Below are 4,306 nucleotides of genomic sequence, written 5' to 3' on the forward strand. Positions count from 1 at the left end.
ATGTTCATGTTTGGCGGTGTCCTGCTCTCCCACACCCTCTCGAGTGCAGTACCATCGGCGCTGGAAGCCGTAACGACCGGGTTCGGAATGGGACCGGGTGTGTCACTTCCGCTCTCACCACCAAACAAACCTCGCGGCCACGGTGTGGCCGGCTTGTGTCTGCTCGGCGAGCTCCCGCTCCCGGGGACGCGAGCGTCACCGGTGTCGGGGTTCGAGCCTGAGCGTGTTGTCTCAGAATCGCATAGTGTGCGTGAATGTCGTTTCCATCCGACCTATATGCCTTTCGGCGGGCCGTTGTGTTGTGTTAAGTTCTCGGCGGTTAGTACCCGTCCACTCCAAGCATTGCTGCTCTTCCATGTCGGGCCTATCAACCCCATCATCTTTAGGGCGCCTCACCAGCTGACGCTGACAGAGATCTCATCTCGAAGCACGCTTCCCGCTTAGATGCTTTCAGCGGTTATCGCTCCCGAACGTAGCCAACCAGCCATGCACCTGGCGGTACAACTGGCACACCAGCGGTTCGTCCATCCCGGTCCTCTCGTACTAGGGACAGCCCTTCATCAAATCTCTTACGCGCGCGGCGGATAGGGACCGAACTGTCTCACGACGTTCTAAACCCAGCTCGCGTGCCGCTTTAATGGGCGAACAGCCCAACCCTTGGGACCAACTCCAGCCCCAGGATGCGACGAGCCGACATCGAGGTGCCAAACCATCCCGTCGATATGGACTCTTGGGGAAGATCAGCCTGTTATCCCCGGGGTACCTTTTATCCGTTGAGCGACACCACATCCGTACGTTGGTGCCGGATCACTAGCCCCTGCTTTCGCACCTGCTCGACCCGTCGGTCTCACAGTCAAGCACCCTTCTACGCTTACACTCACCGACCGGTTTCCAACCGGCCCGAGGGTACCATTGGGCGCCTCCGTTACCATTTAGGAGGCAACCGCCCCAGTTAAACTACCCACCAGGCACTGTCCCCCGACCCGATCAGGGCCGCGGGTGAGACACATCATTTAGTCAGAGCGGTATTTCACCAACACCTCCACCACGACTAGCGTCGCAGCTTCCCAGGCTCCCGCCTATCCTACACAAACCAGACAATATGCCAATACCAAGCTATAGTAAAGGTCCCGGGGTCTTTCCGTCCTGCCGCGCGAAACGAGCATCTTTACTCGTACTGCAATTTCGCCGAGCATGTGGTTGAGACAGCGGGGAAGTCGTTACGCCATTCGTGCAGGTCGGAACTTACCCGACAAGGAATTTCGCTACCTTAGGATGGTTATAGTTACCACCGCCGTTTACTGGCGCTTCAATTCACCACTGCAGGCCGAAGCCTTGATGGATCCTCTTAACGTTCCAGCACCGGGCAGGCGTCAGTCCATATACCTCACCTCACGGCTTCGCATGGACCTGTGTTTTTAGTAAACAGTCGCTTCCCCCTGGCCTCTGCAACCCCCTCCAGCTTCCGTGCGCACGCACCACCAGAAAGGGCCCTCCTTCTCCCGAAGTTACGGAGGCAATTTGCCGAGTTCCTTAACCACACATCACTCGAACGCCTCAGTATACTCTACCTGACCACCAGTGTCGGTTTAGGGTACTGGCCGACTACCACTCGCTAGAGGCTTTTCTCGACAGCACGGGATCACCGAATTCACTCGAAAGAGCTATGCTTCAGCGCTCACCCTCGTCATCGAAGACAGCATTCCCGGATTTGCCTAGGAATGCGGGCTACCACCTTACCCCGCCTAATCCACCAGACGGTACGGCTACCCCACTGCGTCACCCCATCACTACGCTACACACGGAAAGGACCCCAACCACTCACTGACAACATCCAACCCGAAGGCTGGTCGCTGCCGGCTTGCAGCCGGTTAGCACAACCGCTATCACTCATACGCGGCACTCGGGTACCGGAATATCAACCGGTTATCCATCGACTACGCCTCTCGGCCTCGCCTTAGGCCCAGACTAACCCAGGGCGGAACAACCGTCCCCTGGAACCCTTAGTCAATCGGCGCACAGGATTCTCACCTGTGTTTCGCTACTCATGCCTGCATTCTCACTCGTACAAAGTCCACCCCATGGGTCACCCCGGAGCTTCACCCCATGTACGACGCTCCCCTACCCAACCCGCACACCCGAAGGTGCACGGCATTGCTACGGCTTCGGCGGTGCACTTCAGCCCCGCTACATTATCGGCGCAAAACCACTCGACCAGTGAGCTATTACGCACTCTTTCAAGGATGGCTGCTTCTAAGCCAACCTCCTGGCTGTCAACGCGACCCCACATCCTTTTCCACTCAGTGCACCCTTAGGGGCCTTAGCCGGTAATCTGGGCTGTTTCCCTCTCGACGACGGATCTTCTCACCCGCCGACTCACTGCCGCACTCAACACCATGGCATTCGAAGTTTAGCTGAGCTCAGTAACCGACACGGCCCATCACCCAACCAGCGCCCTACCACCACGGAGCAACATGCGACGCTGCACCTAAATGCATTTCGGGGAGAACCAGCTATCACGGAGTTTGATTGGCCTTTCACCCCTACCCACACCTCATCCCCCCAGTTTGCAACCTAGGTGGGTTCGGGCCTCCACGACCTCTTACAGCCGCTTCACCCTGGACATGGGTAGATCACCCCGCTTCGGGTCTACAACACACCACTCGACGCCCTATTCAGACTCGCTTTCGCTCCGGCTCCACCACACGGCTTAACCTCGCGGCATACCATAACTCGCAGGCTCATTCTTCAAAAGGCACGCCATCACCCGCCTACAGCATCCGAAGACACTGCCGGGCTCTGACGGTTTACAGGCACATGGTTTCAGGCACTCTTTCACTCCCCTCCCGGGGTACTTTTCACCATTCCCTCACGGTACTATCCACTATCGGTCACCGGACCTCTTTAGGCTTAGCAGACGGTCCTGCCAGATTCACACGAGCCTCCACGAAACCCGCGCTACTCGGGTGCGTTCCCCGAACACCACCAACAACCTTCACCTACGGGACTCTCACCCTCTCCGGTCGGCTTTCCCACACCGTTCGACTAGCTGCTGATGCGTGAACCCAGTCTCGGCAGAAACTGACGGAAACGTCCCACAACCCCTGACCCGCAACGCCTGCCGGCTATCACACGAACCAGGTTTAGCCTCCTCCGCTTTCGCTCGCCGCTACTGACGGAATCACTCTTGTTTTCTCCACAGCAGGTACTGAGATGTTTCACTTCCCCGCCACACCACCACCCGCCCTATACATTCAGGCAGGCGCGACCGGCCATCAAGCCGGCCAGGTTACCCCATTCGGAAACCCTGGGATCACAGTCCAGTTGGCAACTCCCCCAGGCATATCGCAGCCTCACACGTCCTTCATCGGTCATCCGGCACCAAGGCATCCACCATGCGCCCTACACAACTTAACCAACACGGCCAAGTCAGATAGAAACAAAGACACTCACGCACACTATACAAATCTCAAACAACACACCAGCCCCGCCAAGCCCACCACTACCAGCAGCGATTTCGACAGGACCAGGCTCCGAGACGTATTGCCTCAGAACCCCAACAGGGTGCGAGACCCACAATCACCACACCGAACGAACCAGAGATCCGATTCGGCGCAGAGACCATGGGTCTCAAGGATGGGAACGAGTCTTACTCGTCCAGACAACGTGTAGTCGACACACCATTTAAAACATTTAGTCCATACACACCCGCTGAAAACCCGACCGCCTGATGACGACCGGACCGGCACAGAGCCGGAGCGGATGGTTGACGCCCCTCGGTGAGGGGGTCGGGACTCCTTAGAAAGGAGGTGATCCAGCCGCACCTTCCGGTACGGCTACCTTGTTACGACTTCGTCCTAATCGCCAGCCCCACCTTCGACCACTCCCTCCGGTAAACCGGTTAGGCCGCAGGCTTCGGGTGTTGCCAACTTTCATGACGTGACGGGCGGTGTGTACAAGGCCCGGGAACGCATTCACCGCAGCGTTGCTGATCTGCGATTACTAGCGACTCCACCTTCATCGAGTCGAGTTGCAGACTCGAATCCGAACCAAGACCGGCTTTACAGGGATTCGCTCCACCTCACGGTATCGCAACCCGCTGTACCGGCCAATGTAGCATGCGTGAAGCCCTAGACATAAGGGGCATGATGACTTGACCTCATCCCCACCTTCCTCCGAGTTAACCCCGGCAGTCTCCCGTGAGTCCCCAACTGAATGCTGGCAACACGGGATAAGGGTTGCGCTCGTTGCGGGACTTAACCCAACATCTCACGACACGAGCTGACGACAGCCATGCACCACCTGT

The 4,306-nt window shown here is 57.7% G+C and carries 3 rRNA genes; all 3 read right to left on the bottom strand.

Annotation, left to right across the window (positions count from 1 at the left end):
- Positions 1 to 8: 8 nt before the first annotated feature.
- Positions 9 to 125, bottom strand: a 5S ribosomal RNA gene (gene rrf / locus ABD419_RS17370).
- Between the two features lie 175 nt (positions 126 to 300).
- Positions 301 to 3,417, bottom strand: a 23S ribosomal RNA gene (locus tag ABD419_RS17375).
- Between the two features lie 385 nt (positions 3,418 to 3,802).
- Positions 3,803 to 4,306: ribosomal RNA gene (locus tag ABD419_RS17380) — 16S ribosomal RNA — on the bottom strand; the annotation flags it as partial.

The organism is Glycomyces endophyticus, assembly GCF_039531525.1.
Taxonomy (GTDB): domain Bacteria; phylum Actinomycetota; class Actinomycetes; order Mycobacteriales; family Micromonosporaceae; genus Glycomyces; species Glycomyces endophyticus.